General features: G+C 64.7%; 26 protein-coding genes. 8 read left to right on the forward strand and 18 right to left on the reverse strand.

The features are described 5' to 3' along the window. Positions 1 to 37: 37 nt before the first annotated feature. Both metA and M9H71_RS05455 read right to left on the reverse strand, forming a co-directional pair. Complete coding sequence (gene metA / locus M9H71_RS05450; RefSeq protein WP_455404063.1) at positions 38 to 1,027, reverse strand: homoserine O-succinyltransferase MetA; 990 nt, start codon at positions 1,025 to 1,027, stop codon at positions 38 to 40. Positions 1,028 to 1,041: 14 nt separating this feature from the next. Continuing rightward, positions 1,042 to 2,346 carry an O-acetylhomoserine aminocarboxypropyltransferase/cysteine synthase family protein gene (locus M9H71_RS05455; protein WP_455404064.1) on the reverse strand — a complete coding sequence of 435 codons (1,305 nt, stop codon included), beginning with the start codon at positions 2,344 to 2,346 and terminating at the stop codon, positions 1,042 to 1,044. A 265-nt stretch (positions 2,347 to 2,611) separates the two neighbouring features. Here M9H71_RS05455 and M9H71_RS05460 point away from each other — a divergent pair, with 265 nt between their 5' ends. Both M9H71_RS05460 and M9H71_RS05465 read left to right on the forward strand, forming a co-directional pair. Continuing rightward, positions 2,612 to 4,429, forward strand: coding sequence for a long-chain-acyl-CoA synthetase (locus tag M9H71_RS05460; RefSeq protein WP_455404065.1), 1,818 nt, complete (start codon positions 2,612 to 2,614; stop codon positions 4,427 to 4,429). Between the two features lie 11 nt (positions 4,430 to 4,440). Continuing rightward, positions 4,441 to 5,313 (forward strand): branched-chain amino acid aminotransferase, encoded by an 873-nt coding sequence (locus tag M9H71_RS05465; protein ID WP_455404066.1) that lies wholly within the window; start codon positions 4,441 to 4,443, stop codon positions 5,311 to 5,313. A gap of 29 nt (positions 5,314 to 5,342) precedes the next feature. Here the strand turns inward: M9H71_RS05465 and M9H71_RS05470 are convergent, their stop codons facing one another. Next, the gene (locus M9H71_RS05470; protein WP_455404067.1) at positions 5,343 to 6,224 is read right to left on the reverse strand and encodes an acyl-CoA acyltransferase; all 882 of its coding nucleotides are present in this window, start codon (positions 6,222 to 6,224) and stop codon (positions 5,343 to 5,345) included. 100 nt (positions 6,225 to 6,324) lie between these two features. Here M9H71_RS05470 and M9H71_RS05475 point away from each other — a divergent pair, with 100 nt between their 5' ends. From M9H71_RS05475 to M9H71_RS05485, 3 genes are read left to right on the forward strand one after another with little or no spacing between them, the layout of a single operon-like run. Next, a complete protein-coding gene (locus M9H71_RS05475) occupies positions 6,325 to 6,570 on the forward strand; it encodes an acyl carrier protein (RefSeq protein ID WP_455404068.1) in 246 nt (81 codons plus the stop codon). Beyond that, positions 6,557 to 7,936, forward strand: a complete 1,380-nt coding sequence (locus M9H71_RS05480) for a class I adenylate-forming enzyme family protein (RefSeq protein ID WP_455404069.1) — start codon at positions 6,557 to 6,559, stop codon at positions 7,934 to 7,936. Before M9H71_RS05475 ends, M9H71_RS05480 begins: the two co-directional genes overlap by 14 nt. Continuing rightward, positions 7,929 to 8,660, forward strand: coding sequence for an SDR family NAD(P)-dependent oxidoreductase (locus M9H71_RS05485; protein ID WP_455404070.1), 732 nt, complete (start codon positions 7,929 to 7,931; stop codon positions 8,658 to 8,660). The genes M9H71_RS05480 and M9H71_RS05485 overlap by 8 nt, the downstream gene beginning before the upstream one ends. Before the next feature lie 71 nt (positions 8,661 to 8,731). Here M9H71_RS05485 and M9H71_RS05490 read toward each other — a convergent pair whose 3' ends face one another. Next, positions 8,732 to 9,673, reverse strand: a complete 942-nt coding sequence (locus M9H71_RS05490; RefSeq protein WP_455404071.1) for an amino acid--[acyl-carrier-protein] ligase — start codon at positions 9,671 to 9,673, stop codon at positions 8,732 to 8,734. Between the two features lie 33 nt (positions 9,674 to 9,706). Continuing rightward, positions 9,707 to 10,936, reverse strand: coding sequence for an acyl-CoA dehydrogenase family protein (locus M9H71_RS05495; protein WP_455404072.1), 1,230 nt, complete (start codon positions 10,934 to 10,936; stop codon positions 9,707 to 9,709). Positions 10,937 to 11,290: 354 nt separating this feature from the next. On the opposite strand from M9H71_RS05495, the gene M9H71_RS05500 reads away from it, so the two are divergent. The 3 genes from M9H71_RS05500 to M9H71_RS05510 all read left to right on the forward strand — a co-directional run bounded on the left by M9H71_RS05500 (position 11,291) and on the right by M9H71_RS05510 (position 12,859). Continuing rightward, positions 11,291 to 11,563: a phosphopantetheine-binding protein gene (locus M9H71_RS05500; RefSeq protein WP_455404073.1), complete on the forward strand. Its 273-nt coding sequence runs from the start codon at positions 11,291 to 11,293 to the stop codon at positions 11,561 to 11,563. Positions 11,564 to 11,639: 76 nt separating this feature from the next. Next, on the forward strand, positions 11,640 to 12,095 hold the full coding sequence (locus M9H71_RS05505; protein WP_455404074.1) for a cupin domain-containing protein: 456 nt from the start codon (positions 11,640 to 11,642) through the stop codon (positions 12,093 to 12,095). Positions 12,096 to 12,319: 224 nt separating this feature from the next. Next, on the forward strand, positions 12,320 to 12,859 hold the full coding sequence (locus tag M9H71_RS05510; protein ID WP_455404075.1) for a DUF2478 domain-containing protein: 540 nt from the start codon (positions 12,320 to 12,322) through the stop codon (positions 12,857 to 12,859). A gap of 228 nt (positions 12,860 to 13,087) precedes the next feature. Here M9H71_RS05510 and M9H71_RS05515 read toward each other — a convergent pair whose 3' ends face one another. The 13 genes from M9H71_RS05515 to M9H71_RS05575 all read right to left on the reverse strand — a co-directional run bounded on the left by M9H71_RS05515 (position 13,088) and on the right by M9H71_RS05575 (position 23,406). Then, positions 13,088 to 13,384 carry a ferredoxin family protein gene (locus tag M9H71_RS05515; protein WP_164603273.1) on the reverse strand — a complete coding sequence of 99 codons (297 nt, stop codon included), beginning with the start codon at positions 13,382 to 13,384 and terminating at the stop codon, positions 13,088 to 13,090. A 32-nt stretch (positions 13,385 to 13,416) separates the two neighbouring features. Next, complete coding sequence (locus tag M9H71_RS05520) at positions 13,417 to 14,724, reverse strand: FAD-dependent monooxygenase (protein WP_455404076.1); 1,308 nt, start codon at positions 14,722 to 14,724, stop codon at positions 13,417 to 13,419. A gap of 11 nt (positions 14,725 to 14,735) precedes the next feature. Beyond that, on the reverse strand, positions 14,736 to 15,842 hold the full coding sequence (locus M9H71_RS05525) for an electron transfer flavoprotein subunit alpha/FixB family protein (RefSeq protein WP_107346148.1): 1,107 nt from the start codon (positions 15,840 to 15,842) through the stop codon (positions 14,736 to 14,738). Between the two features lie 24 nt (positions 15,843 to 15,866). Further along, positions 15,867 to 16,712: an electron transfer flavoprotein subunit beta/FixA family protein gene (locus M9H71_RS05530; RefSeq protein WP_455404077.1), complete on the reverse strand. Its 846-nt coding sequence runs from the start codon at positions 16,710 to 16,712 to the stop codon at positions 15,867 to 15,869. A 355-nt stretch (positions 16,713 to 17,067) separates the two neighbouring features. Continuing rightward, the gene (gene nifW, locus M9H71_RS05535; RefSeq protein WP_455404078.1) at positions 17,068 to 17,421 is read right to left on the reverse strand and encodes a nitrogenase stabilizing/protective protein NifW; all 354 of its coding nucleotides are present in this window, start codon (positions 17,419 to 17,421) and stop codon (positions 17,068 to 17,070) included. A 28-nt stretch (positions 17,422 to 17,449) separates the two neighbouring features. Beyond that, positions 17,450 to 18,646 (reverse strand): homocitrate synthase, encoded by a 1,197-nt coding sequence (gene nifV / locus M9H71_RS05540; protein ID WP_455404079.1) that lies wholly within the window; start codon positions 18,644 to 18,646, stop codon positions 17,450 to 17,452. After that, positions 18,639 to 19,874, reverse strand: a complete 1,236-nt coding sequence (nifS, locus tag M9H71_RS05545) for a cysteine desulfurase NifS (RefSeq protein ID WP_455404080.1) — start codon at positions 19,872 to 19,874, stop codon at positions 18,639 to 18,641. The genes nifV and nifS overlap by 8 nt, the downstream gene beginning before the upstream one ends. Then, entirely contained in the window at positions 19,871 to 20,863 is a 993-nt protein-coding gene (nifU, locus tag M9H71_RS05550; RefSeq protein WP_455404081.1) for a Fe-S cluster assembly protein NifU, read from the reverse strand. The genes nifS and nifU overlap by 4 nt, the downstream gene beginning before the upstream one ends. Positions 20,864 to 20,891: 28 nt before the next feature. Continuing rightward, a complete protein-coding gene (locus M9H71_RS05555) occupies positions 20,892 to 21,212 on the reverse strand; it encodes a HesB/IscA family protein (protein ID WP_455404082.1) in 321 nt (106 codons plus the stop codon). A gap of 405 nt (positions 21,213 to 21,617) precedes the next feature. Further along, positions 21,618 to 22,328, reverse strand: coding sequence for a nitrogen fixation protein NifQ (locus M9H71_RS05560; protein ID WP_455404083.1), 711 nt, complete (start codon positions 22,326 to 22,328; stop codon positions 21,618 to 21,620). Between the two features lie 16 nt (positions 22,329 to 22,344). After that, positions 22,345 to 22,656: a ferredoxin III, nif-specific gene (fdxB, locus tag M9H71_RS05565; RefSeq protein WP_110786517.1), complete on the reverse strand. Its 312-nt coding sequence runs from the start codon at positions 22,654 to 22,656 to the stop codon at positions 22,345 to 22,347. A 60-nt stretch (positions 22,657 to 22,716) separates the two neighbouring features. Then, entirely contained in the window at positions 22,717 to 22,923 is a 207-nt protein-coding gene (locus M9H71_RS05570) for a CCE_0567 family metalloprotein (protein WP_107357091.1), read from the reverse strand. Between the two features lie 18 nt (positions 22,924 to 22,941). Further along, positions 22,942 to 23,406, reverse strand: coding sequence for a NifX-associated nitrogen fixation protein (locus tag M9H71_RS05575; RefSeq protein WP_164603251.1), 465 nt, complete (start codon positions 23,404 to 23,406; stop codon positions 22,942 to 22,944).

The raw sequence follows: 23,406 nt of genomic DNA on the forward strand, positions 1-23,406 counted from the left end.
TCTGGCTCGATCATTCGCAGATCGGTGAACGCAGAAATCAGACTTCGGTTGCCAGCAACGACAGCCAGTTGCGGAACAAGGATGCCGCCGTGGCCTCGAGCGCTTCGGTCAGGCCAGGTCGCAGCGCCAACTGCGGCAGTTCGGCAATCACGTCCGGCCGGCGATCCGCGCGCGCGCGAAGCCGAAACGATGCAAGCCGCGCTTCGGTCTCGGGACAAAAATAGTTCTCCGGAACGGCCGGATAGTCGTCGCGCTCGCCAGCGAGGTAGCGCCCGACATCGCGTAGGAATTCGCGCTGCAGCATGACCGCGTCGTATTCCGGGTGTCCCTGAAAGAACACCATCCGACTGCGGGCGTTGCGACCGAACACGTCGACACCGGCCTCGTCCACACGCGTCAGCACGTCGTAGCCGGCGCGCGATAATTCGTCCGCATCGAGATCGTTCAGCCGCGAATGCGATACCCGTGCCGTCACTGGCAGCTCGGCCAGCAACGGATCGGCGCGCACGGCTTCGGTCGCGTAGACACCGGAGCACTTCAGCGGCAACCGGCGTCGTTCGATGCCGTCGAGGTGCAGGACGGCGGCATGAGCCCCAAGGCACGACCAGATCGTCGAGCGCGTATGCGCCTCGGCCCAATCGACCAGATGGCGAAACTCGTCCCAATACGGCTCGTCATGCAGTGCCAGCGTGCGCGGCTCGGCGCCAGTGACGATCAGACCGTCGAGCTGCACGCGACCGAGATCGCCGATGTCGGAATACAGACTATCGATACGATGGCGGGCAGCCGCCGACCGCGGCACCGAGCGCAGCGCGAAGCAATGCAACCTTACCCGCTGCGCACCGGCACCATCGCGCAGCAGCCGGGCGAACTGCCGTTCGGTCGCACGTAGCGCCGCATCGCCCATGTTATTGACCAGTCCGATCTCGATCGGTCTACGGCGGTCCGGCCTTTCGAGCCGCTCCCCGTCGACCGGCGCCAGCGCCGGGCTGGCGATTGGATCGGCGCTGTCGAACAGCAAGGTCATGCGCGCAGTGCCGCCTATTCCGCCGCCGCCTGACGCGGCAGTGAACTGCTGGCCTGCGCCAACGCCTGATCGAGATCCTCGATGATATCGGCGATGTGCTCGATCCCGACCGACAACCGGATCGTCTCCGGCAGCACACCGGCCTGACGCTGCTGCTCGGCCGACATCTGGCGGTGCGTGGTCGAAGCCGGATGGCAGGCGAGCGACTTAGCGTCACCGATGTTCACCAGCCGGGTGATCAGCTTCAACGCATCGTAGAATGCCTTGCCGGCCTCCATCCCGCCCTTGATCCCGAACGTGAACAGCGACGAGGCGCGACCATCGAGATATCTCTGCACCAGCGGATAATACGGGCTGTCCGGAAAGCCGGTGTAATTGACCCAGGCCACGCGCGGGTCGTCCCGCAGGAATTCGGCGACCTTGCGGGCGTTCTCGACATGGCGCTCCATCCGCAGCGCCACCGTCTCGATCCCCTGCAGCAGCAGGAAGGCGTTGAACGGCGACAGCACCGACCCCATGGTGCGCTGATAGATCGAACGCGCGCGCTCGACATAGGCGGTCGGCCCGAACCGCTCGGCGTAAATCATACCGTGATAGGAGTGATCGGGCTGATTGAATGCGGGAAACCGCTCCGGCTGCTTGGCCCAATCGAACCGGCCGCTGTCGACGATGGCGCCGCCGAGCGTGGTGCCGTGGCCGCCGAGAAACTTGGTGAGCGAATGCACCACGACGTCGGCGCCGTAGTCGATCGGCTTGAGCAGGATCGGCGTTGCCACGGTGTTGTCGACGATCAGCGGCACGCCATTGCGATGCGCCACTCGAGCGATCGCTTCGATATCGCAGACGTTGCCGGCGGGGTTGCCGATGGTTTCGCAGAACACAGCTCGCGTATCGCGGTCGATCAGCTTGGCGATGTCATCGGGCTTGTCACTGGCAGCGAACCGCCCGGTGATGCCCTGGCGCGGCAGGATGTGCGACAACAGCGTGTGCGTGGTGCCGTACAATTGAGGAACTGAGACGATGTTGCCGCCGTGATCGGCGAGATTGACGAAGGCGAAATGCAGCGCCGCCTGCCCGCTCGCCACCGCCAGCGCACCGACACCGCCTTCCAGCTCGGCCACACGCTTTTCCAGCACACTGGTGGTCGGATTGGAGATCCGCGAGTAGCGATAGCCTTCGGTCTCGAGATTGAACAGAGCCGCGCCGTGGTCGGCGCTGTCGAACGCGTAAGACGCGGTCTGATAGATCGGTACGGAGACCGCCTTGGTGGTCGGATCGGGCTCGTAGCCGGCGTGGATGGCAAGCGTCTCGTTGCGCATGAGCTGTCCTCCCTTCGCCGCGGCTGCGCGTCCTACACAGAACTCCGCGTCTCCTCTTTGCTAGAACGCACCGCATTAGCGGACAACACATTTCAAAGACGATGACAAACTAACCCTAATTTCACTTGCGCATTTGACTACAATTTTAGGCGAATTGAATCTGTTTACCCTAAACGCGCTTCTCCAAGTCCCTCGCAACAAATCGCCAACCGCATTCGCCTACAATTGCGCTCAAACTCGCCACGAACTTTCGGAATTGATGTCGATGACCGTGGATGCTGCCGCAGCGATCCCGCCTCCCGATAAGACGCGCGCGCGACCATCGGTCGCCAAGAGCTGGCTGAACGCGATCGAGATCACCGCACGGATCGAGCGCGAGCCTCGGCGCCTGCTGTGCGACGCCGTTACTGATTGGGCGGCGCGCACGCCGGATGCCCCTGCGCTGCTGTCGGACCACGAGCAGTTCAGCTACGCAGAACTAGCTACCCGAATCGATCGCATCGCCCGCTGGGCGCTCGCCAACGGCGTCGGCAAAGGCGTCACCGTTGCGCTGCTGATGCCTAACCGCGCCGATTATCTGGCGATCTGGCTCGGCATCACCAAGGTCGGCGGCGTCGTGGCATTGCTCAACACCCAGCTCACCGGCAACTCGCTGGCGCATTGCATCGATGTCGCCAAGCCCCATCACATCATCGTCGCGAACGAGCTGAGCGCTGCTTACGAAAGCGCACAGTCATATCTGGCACCAATGCCGCGGCCATGGCTGCACGACGGCGGCGACGCAGAACACGACTTCTCCACCGCGCTCGGGATGATGAAACACGGTCCGCTGACTGCGGAGGAACGTCCCACCGTCACCATCGACGATCCTGCGCTGCTGATCTACACCTCCGGCACCACCGGACTGCCGAAGGCAGCACGGGTCAGCCATCGCCGGGTGATGAGCTGGGCCGGGTGGTTCGCCGGCCTCACCGGTGTAACGCCCGATGATCGCATCTACGATTGCCTGCCGATCTATCACAGCGTCGGCGGCGTGGTCGCGACGGGCAGCCTGCTGATGGCCGGCGGTTCGGTGGTGATCGCCGAGAAATTTTCCGCGCAGCGGTTCTGGGACGATATCGTCCGCTACGATTGCACGCTGTTTCAGTACATCGGCGAGCTGTGCCGTTACCTCATTCAAACGCCGCATTCGCCGAACGAAGCGCGACATCGTTTGCGCCTCGCCTGCGGCAACGGACTGCGCGGCGACGTCTGGGAGGCGTTCCAGGCGCGGTTCGCAATCCCGCATATCCTCGAATTCTACGCCTCTACTGAAGGCAACTTCTCGCTCTACAATGTCGAGGGCGAGCCGGGCGCAATCGGGCGGCTGCCGTCGTTTCTGGCACATCGCTTTCCTGCCGCGCTGGTGAAGTTCGATTTCGATACCGGTCTGCCACTGCGCGACGAACAAGGGCGCTGCATCCGCTGCGCACGGGGCGAGGCCGGCGAAGCGATCGGCCGGATCGGCGAAGCCGAGCGCGGAGGCGGACGGTTCGAGGGCTACACCAACGACGGCGACAGCGAGCGAAAGATCCTGCGCGACGTGTTCACACCGGGCGATGCCTGGTTCCGCACCGGCGACCTGATACTGCAGGACGCCAAGGGTTTCTTCCGCTTCGTCGACCGGATCGGCGACACCTTCCGCTGGAAGGGCGAGAATGTCGCGGCGAGCGAGGTCGCCGACACGCTGGCCGCCTGCCCGGGCGTGATCGACGCCTGCGTCTACGGCGTCAGCGTCCCGCATTGCGACGGCCGCGCCGGGATGGCGGCGCTGGTGACGAATGGCGGATTCGATCTCACCACGCTGCATCGGCATCTTGCCGAGCGGCTGCCGGTCTATGCCCGGCCGCTGTTCCTGCGGCTGCGACCGGCGCTCGATCTCACCGGCACCTTCAAGCAGGCCAAACGGACGCTGATCGACGACGGCTTCGACCCGAGCATGGTGATCGATCCACTCTATGTCGCCGATGCCGCTGGGGGCCGCTACGTAACGCTCGACGACGACCTCTTTGGCCGCATCGCCCGCGGCGCAATCAGACTGTGATGAGTGTAACAATGACGATCGCACCGGCACCAATCAGCTATTCTCGAACCTGGACTTTCTTCGAAGGTGACTGGCACGACGGCAACGTGCCGATCATGGGGCCGCGCACCCATGCGGCGTGGCTCGGCTCGATGGTGTTCGACGGCGCTCGCGCGTTCGAAGGCGTCACCCCCGACCTCGACAGGCACATCGCGCGCGTGAACTGGTCCGCGACGAATTTCAAGCTCAAGCCGATGGTCGACGAGGCGACCTGGCACGACTTGGTGCAGGACGGGCTGAAGCGCTTCGACGCCGCGGCAGAACTCTACATCCGGCCGATGTACTGGGCGCAGAACGGCGCAGGCGGCGGCGTGCTGTTCGATCCCGACACCACCAATTGGTGCCTGTGCATCTACGAAGCGCCGATGCCGAAGCCGACCGGCCTGTCGATCACGCTGTCGCCGTTCCGCAAGCCGAGCGGCGACTGCGCGGTGGTCGACGCCAAAGCCGGCTGCCTCTACCCGAACAACTCGCGCGCGATGATCGAAGCCCAGAGCCGCGGCTTCGCCAACTGCCTGATGCGGGACATGCTGGGCAACATCGCCGAGCTCGGCAATTCCAACATCTTCATGGCGAAGGACGGCGTGGTCTACACGCCGTCACCGAACGGCACCTTCCTCAACGGCGTCACCCGCCAGCGCGTGATCGCGCTGCTGCGTGGCGCCGGCATCGAGGTGGTCGAGACGACGCTGCGCTACGAGGACTTCGTCGCCGCCGACGAGATTTTCGCCAGCGGCAACTTCGCCAAGGTCCAGCCCATTATCCGCATTGACGACCGCGCGCTGCAGCCGGGGCCGCTCTTCGCTCGCGCGCGAAAATTGTACTGGGAGTTCGCGCACCGTTGAGAGGCGTGCCTATCGCTGCCGTCGACGGATCACGGACCGAACAGCACCAGCTCGGTTTCGGTGAGATCGGCGAGCCGCGGTGGATTCGGCCCCCTGTAGTATTTGCGGCCACGCGAATCGAGATAGAAGCCAGACAACCCTTCGATCGGCCCGAGCGCATCGACAATCACCAGCGGCCGGCCGCGCCAGATCAGTTTCCGGCCGAGCGCGCCGACGCAGCGCACGAATTCGGCGACGTCGCGGCAATACACCAATTGCATCGCCGGAAACGGGAAGCGGCCGTGCTTCACTCGCTTCGGCACGAACAAGAACGGCATCGTGCAATCGGCCAGATGAACAGCAAGCGCCAGGCATCCATACGCTGCATGGCTACGCAACAATTCGCACTCGTCTTCGCTCAATCCTGCGACCGAGCTGGTCGTTTCCGTAACCACCTCGACACGCGCGCCCTTCTCGGCGCGCGACAACAGCGGCACAGTGAAGAACATGCCGTTGCAATAGCGCTTGAAGCCGAGCGCTTCGATGATCGGCCAGGTGTTCACCGCCGGCGAAATGTTGACGTAGGTGACCTGCTTGTTCTTCTGCGCCATCGACGTCAGCAGCGTCGCGTAATTGCGGAAATCGGGCTCGACGTACCAGCTCGATACGTTGCAACGCAGGATCTGTTCGTGCCCTGGCCGGCGGGCCGCATACAACAGCAGCAGAACGCCGACCATGCGTCCGGACGACTCCAGCAGGTAGCCGTAGCGCGGACAACCATCGGGAATGTCGCGCGCACCGTGACGATGCAAACCGCGCAACCAATAGTCGCGACGTCGGCCGGGAAAGCCGCGCGCCAACAGATCGGAGACGGCATCAATGTCGGCGGCGCCGATCTCGCGGCAACGCACCTTGCGGGCTTCCAAAGCCATTTACCAATCGGCCCGAATTGCAAGTGAGGCGCATGGATTTGTTTCGAATTTGCGCCATATGCTCTTTGTCTCACGGAACGAACAGAAAGGCGAAGTATCGATGTCTGTACGGTTAACAATCGTCTCGGCCATGCAACAAGTCGCTGAGGAACAGGGCTTCAAGACCCCCGACCTCACTGACGATCTGCTGTTGCATCAGTCCGGCTTCGACTCGCTCGGCTTTGCCGTTCTGGTGGCCCGCCTCGAGGATGAACTCGGGTTCGACCCGTTCAGCACAGCCGACGACGCCTTCTTCCCGGAGACGCTAGGCGACTTCATTGGAGCCTATGAGAATGTCCCCGCGTGAGATCGTCGCGCTAAGCCACTATCTCACCAACGGACCAGACTCTCGCACGCTGTCGGACGCAACTTGCGAGGTTGCGTTCGCCGACATCGCGCATGCAAGCTGCCTCGGTGTCGAGCCGTCCGAACTCGTCGGCCGCTCGGTGCTGATGTCGCTATCGACGCAGCTCGTCACAGGCATCGCGATGATCGAACTCGACGGCGTGGCGCGGCGGATGCTGCTGTGCCCGCCCGACGTCGACATGAACTACGCGGCCGATCTGATCGCAGACGCGGAGATCGACGCGATCGTGACCGATGCGCCCGAGCACTGGCGTGGCTTCGGCATCGACACCATCGTCACCGCAAGTCTGCCGCTGCATCCTGCGGCTGCGGCTGCGACCACGCACGCAACGTCGTGGCTGATGCTGACGTCCGGCACCACCGGCCGGCCGAAGATCGTCGCGCACACACTGGCCGCGCTGACCGGCGCGATCGTCGGCGACACCGTCGCAAAAGATGCGCTGCCGACCTGGGCGACGTTCTACGATATTCGCCGCTACGGCGGCCTACAGATTTTCCTCCGCGCCGTGCTCGGCGGTGGAGCCATGGTGTTGTCGGCTCCGGGCGAGCCGATCGGCGATCATCTGGCCCGGCTCGCTGCGCGGGGCGTAACGCATATTTCCGGCACGCCGTCGCACTGGCGCAAGGCGCTGATGAATCCCGCGATCGGCAGCTTTCACCCCAACTATGTTCGGCTGTCCGGCGAGATCGCCGATCAGGCGGTGCTCGACGGCTTGCGTAACGCCTTCCCGCACGCCTCGATCGGGCACGCCTATGCCTCGACGGAGGCCGGCGTCGGCTTTGCGGTCAATGACGGCCGTGAAGGCTTTCCAGAATCGCTGATCGGCAACGCCTCGGGCGTCACCATGAAGGTGGTCGACGGCTCGCTGCGGATCAAATCGACCCGCGCGGCGCACACCTATGTCGGCCGCAGCGCACCGGCGCTGACCGATGCCGACGGCTTCGTCGACACCGGCGACATGGTCGAGCTGCGCGGCGATCGCTATTATTTCGTTGGCCGGCGCGATGGCGTGATCAATGTCGGTGGCCTGAAGGTGCACCCCGAAGAGGTCGAAGCGGTGATCAATCAGCATCCCTCGGTGCGGATGTCGCGGGTGCGGGCACGCCGCAGCCCGATCACCGGCGCTCTGGTGGTTGCCGAAGCGGTGCTGGCCAGCGTCGCCGATGCCGGGCGCACCGGCGCGATCCGCGAGGCAATCCTCGCCAACTGCCGCGCGGCGCTGCCACCGCACAAGGTTCCGGCGGCGATCCGTTTCGTGCAACAACTCGAGGTCACCGCCTCGGGAAAGCTGGCCCGTCATGCATAAAGTGGTGGTGACCGGCGGCAGCCGCGGCATCGGCCTGGCGGTCGCGCGCCGCCTCGCAGCGGGCGGCTACGGCGTGATCGCGGTCGCGCGGCGCGAGAGCGAGGAACTGACCGCGGCAATCGACGAGGCTTCGCAAGGGCCCGGATCGATCAGCTTCAGGGCCTATGACCTTGGCGACATCGACGGACTGGCCGCGTTCGCCAAGTCGCTGCGCCAGGAATTCGGCAAGATCTACGGCCTGATCAACAACGCCGGCATCGGCACCGAGGGGGTGCTTGCCACCATGCACAACAGCCAGATCGAGACGCTGCTGCGCATAAACGTCAATTCGCCGATCGTGCTGACCAAGTACATCGTGCGGCAAATGATGGCCGACGGCGCCGGGCGCGTGATCAACATGTCGTCGATCATCGGCTCGACCGGCTACAACGGACTGTCGGTGTACGGCGCCACCAAGGCGGCGGCGATCGGCTTCACGCGCTCGCTGGCGCGCGAGGTCGGCCGGCTCGGCATCACCGTCAACGCGATCGCCCCGGGATTCATCGATACTGAGCTCACCGCCGGTTTGGCCGGCGAAGGTCGGCAGAAGATCGCCGGCCGCAGCGCACTTCGGCGCCTGGCCGAAGCCGACGACGTCGCCCGGATGGTCGAGTTCCTGCTCGGCGACGGCGGCCGCAACATCACCGGCACTGTGCAGACCATCGACGCCGGCAACACGGCGTAGGTCGCCGGAATTGCCAACCTCTCATCATTCCGGGGCGCGCGCTACACGCGCTCAAGGGAATAGAGAGCCCTTCAGTCGAGCGACAGCACCTGACGCACGCTTGCCGGCCACGCGCTGGTGTCGATGCCGTGGGTCGCGAACAGCGCCACCGCCAGGCGGTCCATGCCGAAGGCGACGCAGCCCGTATGAGCCGGGTTGGCGTCCGCATCCTGGATACCCCAGGTGACGCCGAAATGTTCGCGGTGATAGTTGAAGCTCATGCAGGCGGTCGGAGCTTCCTCCGAGCGTAACGGCACCAGAAGTTCGAACTTCAGCGCCTGCTGCTGCTGGCTGATCGCCTTCATCTGGCCGACGCGGCCGAAGAACGGATCCGACGCAGTCTCGACGCGAAACTTCAGGCCAAGATCACGCGCGATCGCTTGCGCCTTCACCATCCAGCGCTCGCGGAAATCCGCGACGTCTTGCGGCGCGCCGATGCAGACATACTCGCGCATCCGGAACGACTGTAGCCGGTCGAGATGCTTGGACGGTTCGCGGCGGAAGCAATCGGCGGCGACGTCGAAGCGTACGCCGCCAGCAGGCAGCCGGCCGCGGCTGGCCGCGATGGGATAAACTGGGTAGCAGGCGGCCGGCGACAGCACGAGATCCGCGGGGGACAGCGACGAGGTCCAGTCGCCGCCGGCATCGAACCGGCCGACCGCCGCATTGATCTCCTGCTCGGTGCCGTGCAGACCACAGACACAGCCGAGCAGATTAGGGAAGCTCTTCAGATAGCCGGACTTTTCGAGCTGGCTGCGGCTCATCACCGGCGGGAACCGCATCACCTCGGTGCCGTCCTCGCGATGCCGCGAGATCAGCGCCGCCAGCTTTTCGACCACACCTTCATACAGCGCGGTGCGGGCATAGACGCCGTCGGCTCCGAGCTTATGGAACAGGTGTTCGGCCAGATGATCGAGCGGATCGACCGGCTGCACGCCTGCGGTCGATGCGGCATCACGGATCGCCATGTTCATAGACGGCCTCCTCGTTGACGGTTGACGATCGATCTAGTCACGCAAACTCGCCGGCACCGGGCTCATCAGATTGGCCGTGCCGATATTGGCGAGGATCCGGTCGTTGTTGATCATCAGGGGTGCCGACAGCACATCGCGCAAGTGCCGGCCGAGCGTGAAGTCGCCGTCGTTGCGATAGCCCGACAAACCGCAGGCGCGCATCGCGCTCATCACGGTTTCGACCGCGAGCTCGGAGGCTTCGACCTTCAGTAGGTTGATCGAGGACTGGAAGTCCAGCGAGGTCAGCGCGCGCTCGTCGAACTCGCGGGCCGTGTAGGCGTCGAGATGCGCCGCGATCATCGCCCGCAGCTTGGTCAGCGATCGCTTCGCGCTGGTGAAATGCGCCGCGCCCGGCGGCATCTGCCCGCCGGCACCACGCGCCGCCTTGCGCACGAACGCCTGCGCCCGCTCCACCGCTGCGGCGGCGATGCCGGCCCAGGCCGACGACCAGCTCAAATGTGCCACCGGCGTCATGGTCTGCGCATGAATGCGATCGTAGGGCTCAGCGAACACCTGATCGGCGCATCCGCTGGCCCGCAGCTCGAACCCGGTGCTGCAGGTACCGCGCATGCCGAGGGTCTCCCAGCCGAGCGTCCGCTTCAGCGTGTAGTCGTCCTTGGTGAACACAACCAGCACCTGATCGGACGCGGCCGCGTCGTCCGCACGGCGGGCGATAGTCATCACCCCGTCGGCCTCGGCACCGTAGGAGATCACGGTGGCGTCGCGCAGCAGCGAAATCCCGGTCGCGGTCCGCTCGATCGCCGCGGCGCTGGAGCGAATGTTGCCGCCGTTGTTGCCTTCGGTGGTCGAGGAGGCCAGTAGCATCTGCTCGTTGGCGATCCGGCGCATCAACTGTTCGTGCCAGACGCTGCCCCGGCCGTGCCGTACCAGGCAGGCCACTTTGGTCTGGTGCATCGCAACGATCATTGCGGTCGACGCGCATGCTCGTCCGAGCGCGTAGCACATCTCGGCGATGTCGTGGATCGAGGCGCTTTCGCCGCCGAACTCGATCGGGATCTGCGCGCCGAGCAGACCATGGGCACGCGCCGCATCGATCGCGGCCGTTGGAAACCGGACCTCGCGATCAACCGCTTCGGCGTGAGCGGCGGCAATGGCGGCGACCTGCGCCACGCGCTGCATCAAGGGCATCGCTTCCGTGCCGAACTTGTCGTTTGCCGGATGAGCAGTGAAGTCACGAACCGCGTTATCGGTGATGATCGCCATGGCGTCGAGAGCTCCCTGCTGCGGACGTTGCGCTGTATCGCGATCGGCACGGCTGCGCCGATAAGGTCGATCGCTGCTGATCGCAAGCTATGGGATTGGTGTGGAACAGGTCGAGGCGAATTCAAAGTGAATCAATTTGTATTCGAATTGACGGTTAATCGGACTTTGCGCCGATCCCGACAATTTTCGGAATCCTCGTTAGTGTTAAAATTCGAACGAAACTGTCTGCGATCGGTTGCGCATTGTTTCCAACCGCTCATTGCGATTACATCGCCGCAACGATAGCAAGTTGCGCTCGTGGACTTCGCACGTCCGCGAGCGCACCGAAGACTTCGAAGCCATGGAGATCGCGTCATGCAGGCAACCTCGTCAACCGCGGTGGAAAGCAAGATCCTCACGCTGGTGGAGTCGATCCTGGCGCAGAATGGTCTCGCAGGCGGCATCCAGCGCGACACGACGTTCGGCGATGCGGGACTGACGTCGATGGAGATGGTCAACCTGATGCTGGCGGTCGAAGCGGAATTCGACATGACGCTGCCGCAGTCCGAAATCACTCCGGAGAACTTCACCTCGGTGGAGACCGTCGCGCGCCTGGTTCTGCGTCACCAGCACGCGCACGCCGCTTAGTCCGGCGACATCGAGTATTTCGAACAGCGAAGATCAGCACCAGAAAATCGAACAAACGATCCGCAGGAGACACCCGATGCACAACGACCTCATCCTCACCTCCCGCACCGATGTCGAACTCAAGCCGGCACCGATCGAGCCGTCGTGGATCATCGAGGGCAATCCGGTCGCCACCAACTGCACGCTGTCGCGCAGCGCCGACGGCATGGCCTCGACGATCATCTGGCAGTGCACCGAAGGCAAGTTCGAGTGGCACTACGACATCGACGAGACGATCTGCATTCTGGAAGGCTCGGTCGTGATCGAAAGCGCCGGCATGCCGGCCAAGCGTTATGGTCCGGGCGACGTGATCTTCTTCAAGGACGGCGCCAGCGCGCGCTGGCACGTCGAAGGCCACATCCGCAAGATCGCGTTCTGCCGCCGCACCCAGCCGCGGTTGGTCGGGCTGGCCGTGCGCGCATTCGCGAAACTGCGCTCGCTACTGCTGCCTTCGGCGAACCGCCCGGCCCAGTCGCTGCTCGGCGCCAACTGAGCCGATCACCCTCGCCGCGGCGAACGGCCGCGCAAGTGGCTCGGCGGATCGCGCGGCGGTCCGCCGTTTTCGTTCGGCCAGCCCTACTGAAGTCGGATTGATTTGACGCAAAGAAGCAATCTGCAGGTTCTGGCATGTCCTAAGGCGAAAGTCGCATTTGGGGCAAAGCAGACGCGATGGATTGTTCTCACGGCAGGTCGGGACGACCTTCGATTCTCGCGATCGTGTACACCGATAGCGCCGCTGCTTGCCGACTGATGTCGGATCTCGGCCGTCGTCTACGCGACGGCGGCGTGATGGTGGCGGGTCTGGTGCCGTATCAGGCCGCAACCGACGGCAGCACGCCGCGCTGCGACATGGAAGTCGAGGAACTTTCGTCCCGTTTCATCCTGCAGCTCGCCGAAGACCGCAGCAAGCAGCCCCAAGGCTGCCGCGTCGATCCGGAAGCGATCCAGGAAGCTGCGGCGTTGATCGCGGCCTCGTTCCGCAACGCGCCGGAGCTGCTGATCGTCAACAAATTCGGCAGACTGGAAGCCGACGGCGGCGGTCTCAGCGACGTCATCAGCGACGCCGTGGATCAGGGAATTCCAGTGATCGTCGGCGTTCCGGAGCGGCATCTGCCGAGCTGGCGCTGCTTCACCAGCGGCCTTGCCGAGGAGGCATCGCTGGACTCACCTCGCGTCCAACAATGGCTGGCGCGACGGGGTTTCGGCAGCCGCCGCAGCCCGGTCGGCTCGCAGCACATTCTCAACTCCGCAGCTTGAGACGAGAACGGGTTAAGCCGCCAGCGGCTGCGAGGTCCGCCGCCGATGTGATCGGCGCACGTCTGATCCGTCCACGTCTTTCTGGCGCCTCTGCTCTTGGCACGCCAATGCCCGGGACCGGCCCGGGCATTACGCAGTCTGCCATGAGGCAGCAATGTCCGAAGTGATCAGCTTCGCGGCACCGGCTGCGATGGGCCGCGCGCGCTGTCCTGTTCCGACAGATGAAGCTCAGCCGAACTTGAACAGCACGCCGTAGCCGCCGCGCGGGTAGCTCCACTCGATGTCGCCGCCGCCTTCGGCGAGAACCCGGCAGGTGCCGCATTCGACGCAGCCGTCCGGCGTCACCTCTACCTGACCGTTGCTGTTGAGCTCGTAGCAATGCGCCGGACAGATGTTCAGCAGCGCGAGCAATTGTGGCGACGGCTTGGTGTGCGGCTTGACCTTGATGTGGGCGTTACCGACATCGACCAAATAGCGGTTCTGATACAGCTTGTCTTCGACGCGAACCGGTGCTTCCGTTGTCATCGTCCGTTCTCCGCTTTCTCGAATCCTACTGATTAGCGCCACGCCCGCGCGAAGCGGAACGCATCGCCGAACAACCCGCCCCACGACCGCGCCGACACGAACGACTTGATCGTGGTCTTTTCCTTCTCGAGCTTCGGCGTACCGTCGACCCGCACGAAGTTCTGCAGTGCCTTGTTGACGAGCTGCGGATAGGTCAGGAAGAAGTTCTGCGACTGGATGTGCAACAGACCCGGCATATCCTTGTATTTCTTGAGGTCCTTGATGACGAAGGAGTCATCGAGCATCTTCTTGTAGAGCGCGAGGTTCTCCTTGGTCATCGGATCCCGGCGCGACTTCACCTGGAAGATCGCTTCGCCAGCGATCCGGCCCGAGGTCATCGCCAGGTTCGAGCCTTCGCGATGCATTGCGTTGTTGAGCTGCGCGGCATCGCCAACCACGACCCAACCGTCGCCGTAGAGCTGCGGGATCGCGTTGTAGCCGCCTTCCGGGATCAGATGGCCGGCGTATTCCTTGACCTCGGAGCCTTCGATCAACGGCGCGACCGAAGGATGCTTCTTGAAGCGCTCGAGCAGGCCGTAGGGCGTCTCGCCGGTCTTCTGGAAATCGGCCACCAGGCAGCCGATACCGAGCGAGATCGACTCCTTGTTGGTGTAGATGAAGCCCATCCCGGTCATGCCGGCCGAGATCGTGCCGGCGGCCTCGATCACCACGCCCTCGTCACCCTTGAGGTTGAAACGCGCCTCGATGGTCTCGCGCGGCAGGAAGTGCATTTCCTTCACCGCCAGCGCGACGTTGTCCGGCGTCGGCCGTTCGCGCAGCTCGGCCTTGGTGCCGAGCAGGCCGTTGACGCCTTCGGCCAGCACCACGACGTCGGCGTGAACCTGGCCGCCGTCGCGATCCGTGATCACACCGATCACCTTGCCGTAGGCGTCCTGCACCAGTTCCTTGACGGTGGTCTCGCACAGCACGATCGCGCCGGCTTCCTGCGCCTTGCTCGACAGCCATTTGTCGAACTGCGCACGGATGATGGTGTAGCGGTTCGGCTTTTCCTCGTTGAAGTCGTCCGAACGATGATGCAGGCCGGTGTGCGACTTGGCGTCCATCATCCAGAACCGCTGCTCGACTAGGTGCCGCTCCAGCGGCGCATCCTCGCGGAAATCGGGAACCAGCTTTTCGAGCATGTCGGCGTAGAGAATCGCGCCCTGCACGTTCTTCGAGCCCGGATATTCGCCGCGCTCGATCTGCAGCACCTTCAGGCCTCGCTTGGCCATGGTCAGCGCTGCGGCATTGCCGGCCATGCCGGCCCCGACGACGATGGCGTCGAAACGTTCTTCGATCATGGCAGCCTCCTTTAGCTCGCGATCCGGTCGCGGGTGTGCGGCGACAGCCGCTTGCGGAACGCTTCAGTGAGCGCCGGCAGCAGGCGGATCGCATCGGTGACGAGGGCGAGATGGGCGAAATCGAAGATCGGCGCGTTCTTGTCGGTGTTGATCGCGACGATCAGGTCGGAGCCGTCGACGCCGACGCGGTGCTGAATCGCACCCGAGATGCCGGCGGCGATGTACAGCTTCGGCCGAATGGTCTTGCCGGTCTGGCCGATCTGGCGGTCGGCCGACACCCAGCCCTTCTGCACCAGCGGCCGCGAACAGCCATATTCGGCGCCGAGCACGCCGGCGAGCTGGCGCACCAGCTGGAAGTTCTCCGGCGAAGCGAGCCCGAGGCCCCCGGCCACCACGATGTCGGCATAAGCGAGGTTCGAGGTCGCCTTGTCGCGATCCGGCACGAAAGCCAGGATCTTGGTGACGATATCGGCTTCGACCAGGCCGAGCGGGAATTCGATCACCCGGCCGACCGGCTTCTCGACCCGCTCGGGCATCGACATCACGCGCGGCCGCACGGTCGCCATCTGCGGCCGGAAGTTGAGCGTGTAGATCGTGCACAGCAGCGAACCGCCGAAGGTCGGACGGGTCGCGGCGAGAGAATTGTCGGAGTCGACCTCGAGCTCGGTGCAGTCCGCGGTCAGGCCGGTGAGCAGCGTGGTTGCCACTGCGCCGGCGAGGTCGCGGCCGAGCGTCGTGGCGCCGAGCAACAGGATCTCCGGCTTGTGGGTGTTGACCAGATCGGTCAGCGCCTTGGTGTAGGACTCGTTGCGGTAGTCCGTCAGCACGTCGTCGGCGACGACGTAGGCAAGATCAGCGCCGTAGCAGAACGATTCCGCCACCGCGGCCTTGGTGGCATCGCCGGTCGGGCCGATCACCACCGCGGCGAGCTCGACGCCGAGCTTGTCGGCAAGCCGGCGGCCGGAGCCCATCAGTTCCCAGGAGACGGGGTGGACGTGACCGCGCTCCTGCTCGATGAACACCCAGACGTGTTTGTAGGCTTTGAAATGCTCGGGCAGCTCCTTCTTGGCGGCGGCACGACCGGCGGGCTGCGGGGCAGGCTTGGCGGGCTGGCTCATCGAAGCGGCTCTCTGTTCGGGTTGTTAGAATCCGCGCGCCAGCTCGAACATCTCGTTCTCGAGCTTGGGCCGGAGCTTGAAGATCTCGTCGATCAGCGCCTCCGCCGGCGGCTGGCCGGCGGACTCGACGACTTTGGCCTTCTCGGCCCGCGGGGTCGGCGCGAACACGCGTTTCACCACCGTCGGCGAACCGCGCAGGCCGCACTTCTGGATATCCTCGACGCCGGCATCCTGCGCGCTCCACTTCACCACCTCGGCGCGGGCTGCGTTCAGCGCGTTGATCATCGAGCCGCGACGCACCTGGTTGGTGCCTTCCAGCATCGTGATCAGGCAGGGCAGATTGCTGCGCAGCACCTGCACGCCGCCTTCGGAACGGCGCTCGACTTCGATGGTGCGAGCCTCGAGGTCGAGCGAAGAGACTTTCGAGACGTAGGTGAGCTGCAGGAAGTCGAGCCGCTTGCAGATGCCGGGGCCGACCTGGGCGGTGTCGCCGTCGATGGTCTGCTTGCCGGTGAACACCACGTCGACAGCACCGAAGGTTGAGTCGATCTTGCGGATCGCCGCAGCGAGCGCGTAGCTGGTCGCCAGCGTGTCGGAGCCGGCAAAGAAGCGGTCGGTCAGCAGCACCGCGCGGTTGGCGCCGATGGTCAGCGCCTTGCGCAGGGAATCTTCCGCGGTCGGCGGCCCCATCGTCAGCACGGTGACTTCGCCGCCGATCTTGTCGCGGAGCTGCAGCGCCTCTTCGAGCGCGAACAGATCATAGGGATTGATGATCGTCGGCACGCCCTGGCGCATGATCGTATTGGTGACCGGATGCACACGGATCTGGGCCGAGTCCGGAACCTGCTTGATACAGACGACGATATGCATGGAGTGGCTCCGCGCTTGCTGACAGAAGCTTGACGACGAAGACCTATGAGCAAGCCTCGTACCAACTTTGCAGGCACAGAGAATATCGCGGCAAACCAATCACTTGCGGCGTCGAGCCGGGATTGTTACCGGCACTTCCGAAGGTTGCAATCCGACAACTGCGACACTTGTCGGGAAGGCGACAGCGGCGTGACCGACCAGACATTTCACGGCGGCGTGAAATCACGCGACAAACACAACATGGATGTGAGAAAGCGCCGCAGGCCTGCAGTAATGCGGCCCCAAACAAAGCGGCCCGCCGCGCATGCGACGGGCCGAGCTGTCGATTGAAAGGCCGGCTGGAACGGCCGCGTGGTTACTTCAGCGCATCGAGCGGGACGAACGCCGGACGCCTCGGCGTCTTCGGCTCCACCGCATCCTTGAGCACCTTGAACACCCGCTGATCGAGCGGCGTGGACGCGACGAAGTCGGCATAGGCACGTTCCAGCACCGCCTTGCAGCGCGCCGCGGCTTCGTCGCCCGGCAGGTGCTCGAGATCTTCGCCGGCGAGATACTGGCCCATGCGCCGGAGGATGTGGAGCCGCGCGACGTTGAGCAGCTTGGGATCGTAGGCCACACCGAGCAGCTCGAAGAACTCCTCGGCCGAGCCGGCGCGCTGCAGCCGGACGATGATCTCGGCGGGTTCGGTCACGGCGGGGGATGCGCTCATCTCGATCTCCTTGGTCTGTTGACGCCGCTCAGGCGCAGGTGGCGAGCGTCCGCTCGCGGACTTCGCGCCAGATCGCGATCAGCGTCTCGTTGCCGACCGGGCCCTTGTGGGTGACCGCATAGCGGCGAACCTTGGCGAGGATTCCCTGCGCTTCGTCGGCCGTTGCCGGCAGATCCAGCTTGGCGAGCGACGAGGTGATCGCCGACAGTCCGGAATGCTTGCCGATGACGATGCGGTTGGAGCGGCCGAACAGGTTCGGATCGAGCGACTGGTAGGTGCGCTGGTCCTTCAGCAGGCCGTCGACGTGAATGCCCGATTCATGGGTGAAGACGTGTTCGCCGACGATCGCCTTGTTGAGCGGAATGGTGCGGGCCGCCGCAGTGGCGACCAGATCGGCGACGTTGCCGAGCTCCGACAGCACGATCCCGGTGTCGCGGCCATAGAGTTGCTTCAGCGCCACCGCGACTTCTTCGAGCGGCGCGTTGCCGGCGCGCTCGCCGAGGCCGATCACCGTGACCGAGGCATGAGTAGCGCCGGCCCGGAGCGCCGCCAGCGTATTGGCGGTGGCGAGGCCGAGGTCGTCGTGGCCGTGGAATTCGAGCTCGAGGTCGGTCGAGGCGCGCAAGCCGGACAGCAGCGCGTGGCTGGAGAACGGGTCGAGCACGCTCAAGGTATCCGCGATCCGAAACCGGCGTGCGCCGGACGCCTTTGCGATCGCGATCACTTCGGCGAGAAATTCCGGATCGGCGCGCGACGAATCCTCGCCACCTACGGCGACATCAAGGCCGCGGTCGCGGGCATAACCGACCACCCGCTTGACGGTTTCGATCGCGTTCGAGCGCTGCCCGCCGAGCTTGGCGGCGATTTGCACGTCGGACACCGGCACCGAAACGTTGACCATCGAAACCCCGGCTTCGAGTGCGGCATCGACGTCCTCGGTGCGCATCCGGCACCAGGCGATGGTGGTCAGCGGCAGCCCGGCCTCGACAATGGCACGGATCGCGGCAATCTCGTCGGCGCCCATCGCCGGGGTCCCGGCTTCGATCTCCGGCACTCCGGCCCAGGCCAGCGCGCGAGCAATCGCCACTTTCTCGGCGGTGGAGAAAGCCACCCCCGGTGCCTGCTCGCCATCGCGCAAAGTGGTGTCGTTGAGCACGATCGGCGCGATCTGAAAGCTGCCGCGAGATTGATCCGGTCGAACGGTCTCAGACTTGATCTCAGACATGACTTGTTCCTTGCGCACCGCCTGACGAACGCGCGACAACTTGCGGCGCCCCCTCGTCGGTTCCGAACGGAGAGATCGCCCGCAACTTGGCGATCACGGGGGGAATCACTTCGAGCGCACGATCGATGTCGGCCTCGCTGTTGTCGCGCGACAGCGAGAACCGGACGCCGCCGCGGATCGCGTCTTCGGCGACCTTCATCGCCATCAGGACGTGTGACGGTTCGAACGACCCGGTCGCGCAAGCCGAGCCCATCGACGCCGCAACGCCGGCGCGGTCGAGCAGCGTGATGATCGCCTCGCTGTCGATGAAGGAGAACGCGATGTTCGACGTATTCGGTAGCCGCTCGGCGCGAGCGCCGACGGCGACGCAGTGATCGACCCGCGCCAGAATCTCGCGCTCCAGCCGGTCGCGAAGACCGCGCACCCGAATGTCCTCGTCAGCCATTGCGGCGGCGGCGAGTTCGGCCGCGATGCCGAGGCCGACGATGCCTGGCACGTTCTCGGTGCCGGCCCGACGGCCGCGCTCCTGCTGACCGCCCTTGATCTGCGGCTTGAAGCGGATGCCGTTTCGAACGTACAGCGCGCCGATGCCCTTGGGACCATGCAGCTTGTGGCCCGACAGCGACAGCATGTCGATCATAGTCGACTGCAGATCGATCGGGCACTTGCCGACGGCCTGCACCGCGTCGGTGTGAAACAGCGCGCCGACTTCCTTGGCAAGCTCGGCGAGATCGGCCACCGGCTGGATCACGCCGGTCTCATTGTTGGCCCACATGATCGACGCGATTGCGACACGGTCGGACATCGCTTCGCGATAGGCCAGAATATCGAGCCGGCCCTGACGGTCGACCGGGATCAGGTGGACGCGAATGCCCTTGTTCTTTTCCAGCCAGGCGCACAGCGACAGCACCGCCGGATGTTCCACCGCCGAGATGATCACTTCGCGCCGGCGCGGCGCCGCTTCGAGCGCAGACAGGATCGCGGCGTTGTTGCTCTCGGTGCCGCCCGAGGTGAAGATCAGTTCGTGCGGCTGCGCGGCACCGACCAGCGCCTGCACCCGCTCCCGGGCGCGCTTGACGGCGAGCGCGGCGTGACCGCCGAGCGCGTATTTCGAAGACGGGTTGCCGTAATACAGCGAGAAATACGGCAGCATCGCCTCGACGACCCGCGGATCGGTCCGCGTCGTTGCGTTGGCGTCGAGATAGACGATGTCTGCCGGCTCGTTCATGACACTGGCACCACGCGGAGCGGCCGGCCGAACTTCTCGGCGAGCCTGGCCTGGACGCCGGACAACGTCACCGACGAGAGCTGGCATCCGACGCAATTGCCGTTCAGCCGGACATAGACGATGTTGCCGTCGAGGCTGACGAATTCACAATCGCCGCCGTCGCGCTGCAGATGCGGGCGCAACTCCTCGATCGCTTCCGCGATCAGCGCCTCCTGCGGCGGCGCATCGACCACGCCACCGGTCGGCGGCGTCGCCGGACGCGGCGGCGCGGCCTTCGCGACGGGGCGGAGATGCGCAGGCGTAGCCTTGGCGGCGAAGATATTGGCGGCCGGCGGCGGCGCGCCGTGCGGCTTCAGCTCTGTGGCGCGCGACGTCGCCGAGCCGATCCGGTAGGCGTCGTCAGCCGGGATCAGTCCGTCCTCGACCATCTCGGCGTTGACCCGGGCCAGCAAGGATTCGATCTGCTTGAAGCAGGTGCTGCAACTGCCGGCGGCCTTGGTATAGGCGGTGACGTCGTCGAGGCTGGTCAGCCGGTTGAAGCGGATGGTGCGCTCGATCATCATCTGGCCGACGCCGAGGCACTTGCAGGCCGGCGGCGCATCCGCCTCGGCCACCGCTGCCTTGCCGCGATACGATCCGATCGCCTGCTGCAAGGCTTCGAAGTTCATCACCGCGCAGTACATCCGTTCGCGCGGCAGACCGCCGAGGTAATCGGCGATCGCCGCGGCACCGATGCCGCTGGCTTCGTCGATCGTCTTGCCGGTGATCATATCGGTGACCGCCGCCGAGGCGGCAATTGCCGAGCTACAGCCGAACGCCTGAAACCGGGCCTCGGCGATCCGCCCGTCTTCGGGCTCGACCTTCAGCATCAGCTTGACGGCATCGCCCCAGCCGATGCTGCCGAACCGCCCAACCGCATTGGCCTGCGGCAGCGGGCCGGCATTGGCGGAGGTGGAGAAGTGGTGGTCGAATTTGCCGAAACCGAGCATGACGCGCCTCCGTGGGTCGAATTGCGCCCTAACCGAACGACTTGCCGCAGCCGCATTTGGTGCCGGCATTGGGGTTGTCGAAGGTGAAGCCCGAGCCCTCGAGGCTCTCGACGAAGTCGATCGTCATGCCGGACAGAAGCGGCTGCGAATCCGGATCGATGAACACCTTCACGCCGCTGGCTTCGACCACGGCGTCGTCGACCCGCGGTTCGGCGTCGAGCCCGATCAGGTACTTGTAGCCGGCGCAGCCACCGGCCTCGACCATGACGCGAAGCCCGGCGTCGAGCTTGCCCGCGCGCGACATGGCTGCCTTCACAGCGCTCCCGGCTTGTTCGGTGAGAATGATCATGATCGGCCTCCGTGTGTTGGGTCCGACATGAACAAGTGCAACCACTGTGCCAGCGCGGGCGCAGCGGCAAACTACTGATTTCGTGCGAAATTATGAGCAGGCGACAATGTCGGAGGTCCGACATCGTCGCGAAGCCGACGGTTTCCGACAATCACTCGCAGGTTAGAATCGAGATTCCCCGCTGCGCAGCACTAACCTCTCGCCGCGTGCGGGGAGATGTCGGCCCGGCAAAGCCGGCCCGGGTGAGGGGCGCTTCCACGAGCCTGAGCATGCGAGCTGTGCTCGCCGGACTACCAACGTCACTATTAGCATTCGGCCGTGTGGTGATGCCCCTTCATCCTCCTTCTTCCCGCGCGCGGGGAGAAGGAGCCCGCTGTGCATATGGCGATGCTTCCTGAATCTGACTTAAGCTACGCCCGCCGCCCGCAGATCGACGTCGCGGCGGCGGATCGCCATCCGGCTTTCGCCGCTTTCCTCACCGAAGCACTCGGCGAAGTCTCCGCATTGCGAGCAGACCGGGGTGCTGCACATCACCATACCGTCGTCTTCGCAGAGCTTGCGGTAGAAGAATCGCTTCCAGCGCATGTTGCGGGTGTTGTCGCGGGCCAGCGGCTCGAAATGCCGCATCAAGAGCCGGCTCAGCTCGGCGCGATTGCGCAGGCCGAGATCCTCCCACAAATGCGCCGGCTGCATCGCCCGGCGCGCCACCATCGCGGCAAGCCAGCGCCCGACGTCGCCGCCGGTAGAACGATGCTTGAGCAGCAGGTCGCGGACCATCGCGGCTTCTTCGTCCTCCTCGTGCTCGCCGACCGCCAGCACCGACAGCAGGACCGAGACGTGTGGAAACCAGCCGACGATCAGCGCCGCAAAATCGTCAGCCGTCAAACCGCTGGACTCGGTGATCGAGCCGGACTCTGTGAGTGCGACCGACAGGATCGAGGCCAGAACATGACGATCGAACGCGCGGTCGTCGTCGATCTGCGCATCGGCTGGCGTGGATCCGGTCAGCGCCCGATACACGACTGCCGGCGAGGAAGCAAAGCTCGACGCCGTCACGCGCAGCGGCAGCGTCGCCGCTGTCGCGCTTCCCGCCTGAATTCCCGCAGCGCCGAGCATGACCTTAGCTCCCTGGTCAGAGTCCGAGTTCGCTGGCCTTGACGTGGGTCTGACACGCCTTCGGGCAGACCCGAACGCAGGCCGAGCAGCCGATGCAATTGCCGGCCGCGTCGAGCACCATCACCTTGCGGACGAATTCCTCATCGTCGTCATCGTCGTCGAGCGAACAGGACACCAGCTCGCCGTCCTCGTTGACGCCCATCAGATGCATCACATCGCGCGAGCAGACCTTGTGACAACGACCGCAGCCGATGCACTTCTTGTCGTCGATCGCGGTGAGATAAGTCGGTTCCCACGGCTGGCCGTCGCGGGTGGAAAAGATCGCCATGTCGTCGCTCCTCGCGCGGCCATGAGGTCGCGCAGTTCGGGCTGAGGCGTCCGGCCGCGATCAGGCGGCCTTAGCTTCCAGCTCCTTCAAAGCCTTCCGCGCGGCTTCAAGGGCCGCGTAGGCATCCTGGGTTTCCTGCGCCACCGTCATGATGGTCTGCCAGTTGATCGGCAGCTCTTCCGACAGGTCGTGCAGGTTCATCTTCATCGTCGTCGCGCGAGCGGACAGCTTCTTGATCTCGGCCTTCAGCGTGTCGATGTCGGACATGCGGGTCTCGCTCTCACGTCAGAGGTTGGCGACGTCGGGATATTTCAGGATCATCTGCACGCCGGCTGCGACCAGCTTGTCGCCCTCCTCGGCCAGCTTGCCGAGGCTGTCGAAGCCGAAGCGATGAACGTCGCGCATGTGCTTGTTGATGACGATCAGCCGCCCGGCGCTGAGGATCAGACGGCCGAAGCCTTCGTGGTGCATCTTCATCATCGGCGAGACCATGATCCTGGTCTCGCGTTCGATCGACAGGGCGACCGCATTGTAGAACAGCTCCAGCCGCCACAGCGTCTCCGGATCCGGATCGCCCATGATCGGGATCTCGCGGCGCTTGGCCTTGTCGACGATGAACGGCTCCAGCAACTTCAGATCGGACTTGCCCTCCCAGACACCATGGGTGTCCTGAGCACGGAGCTGCTTGACCAGTTCCTTGACGAACAGCGAGTCGAGCGCGGCGTCGGGAGCAGTGGTTGCGTCGGTCAT

Source organism: Rhodopseudomonas parapalustris, assembly GCF_053772255.1.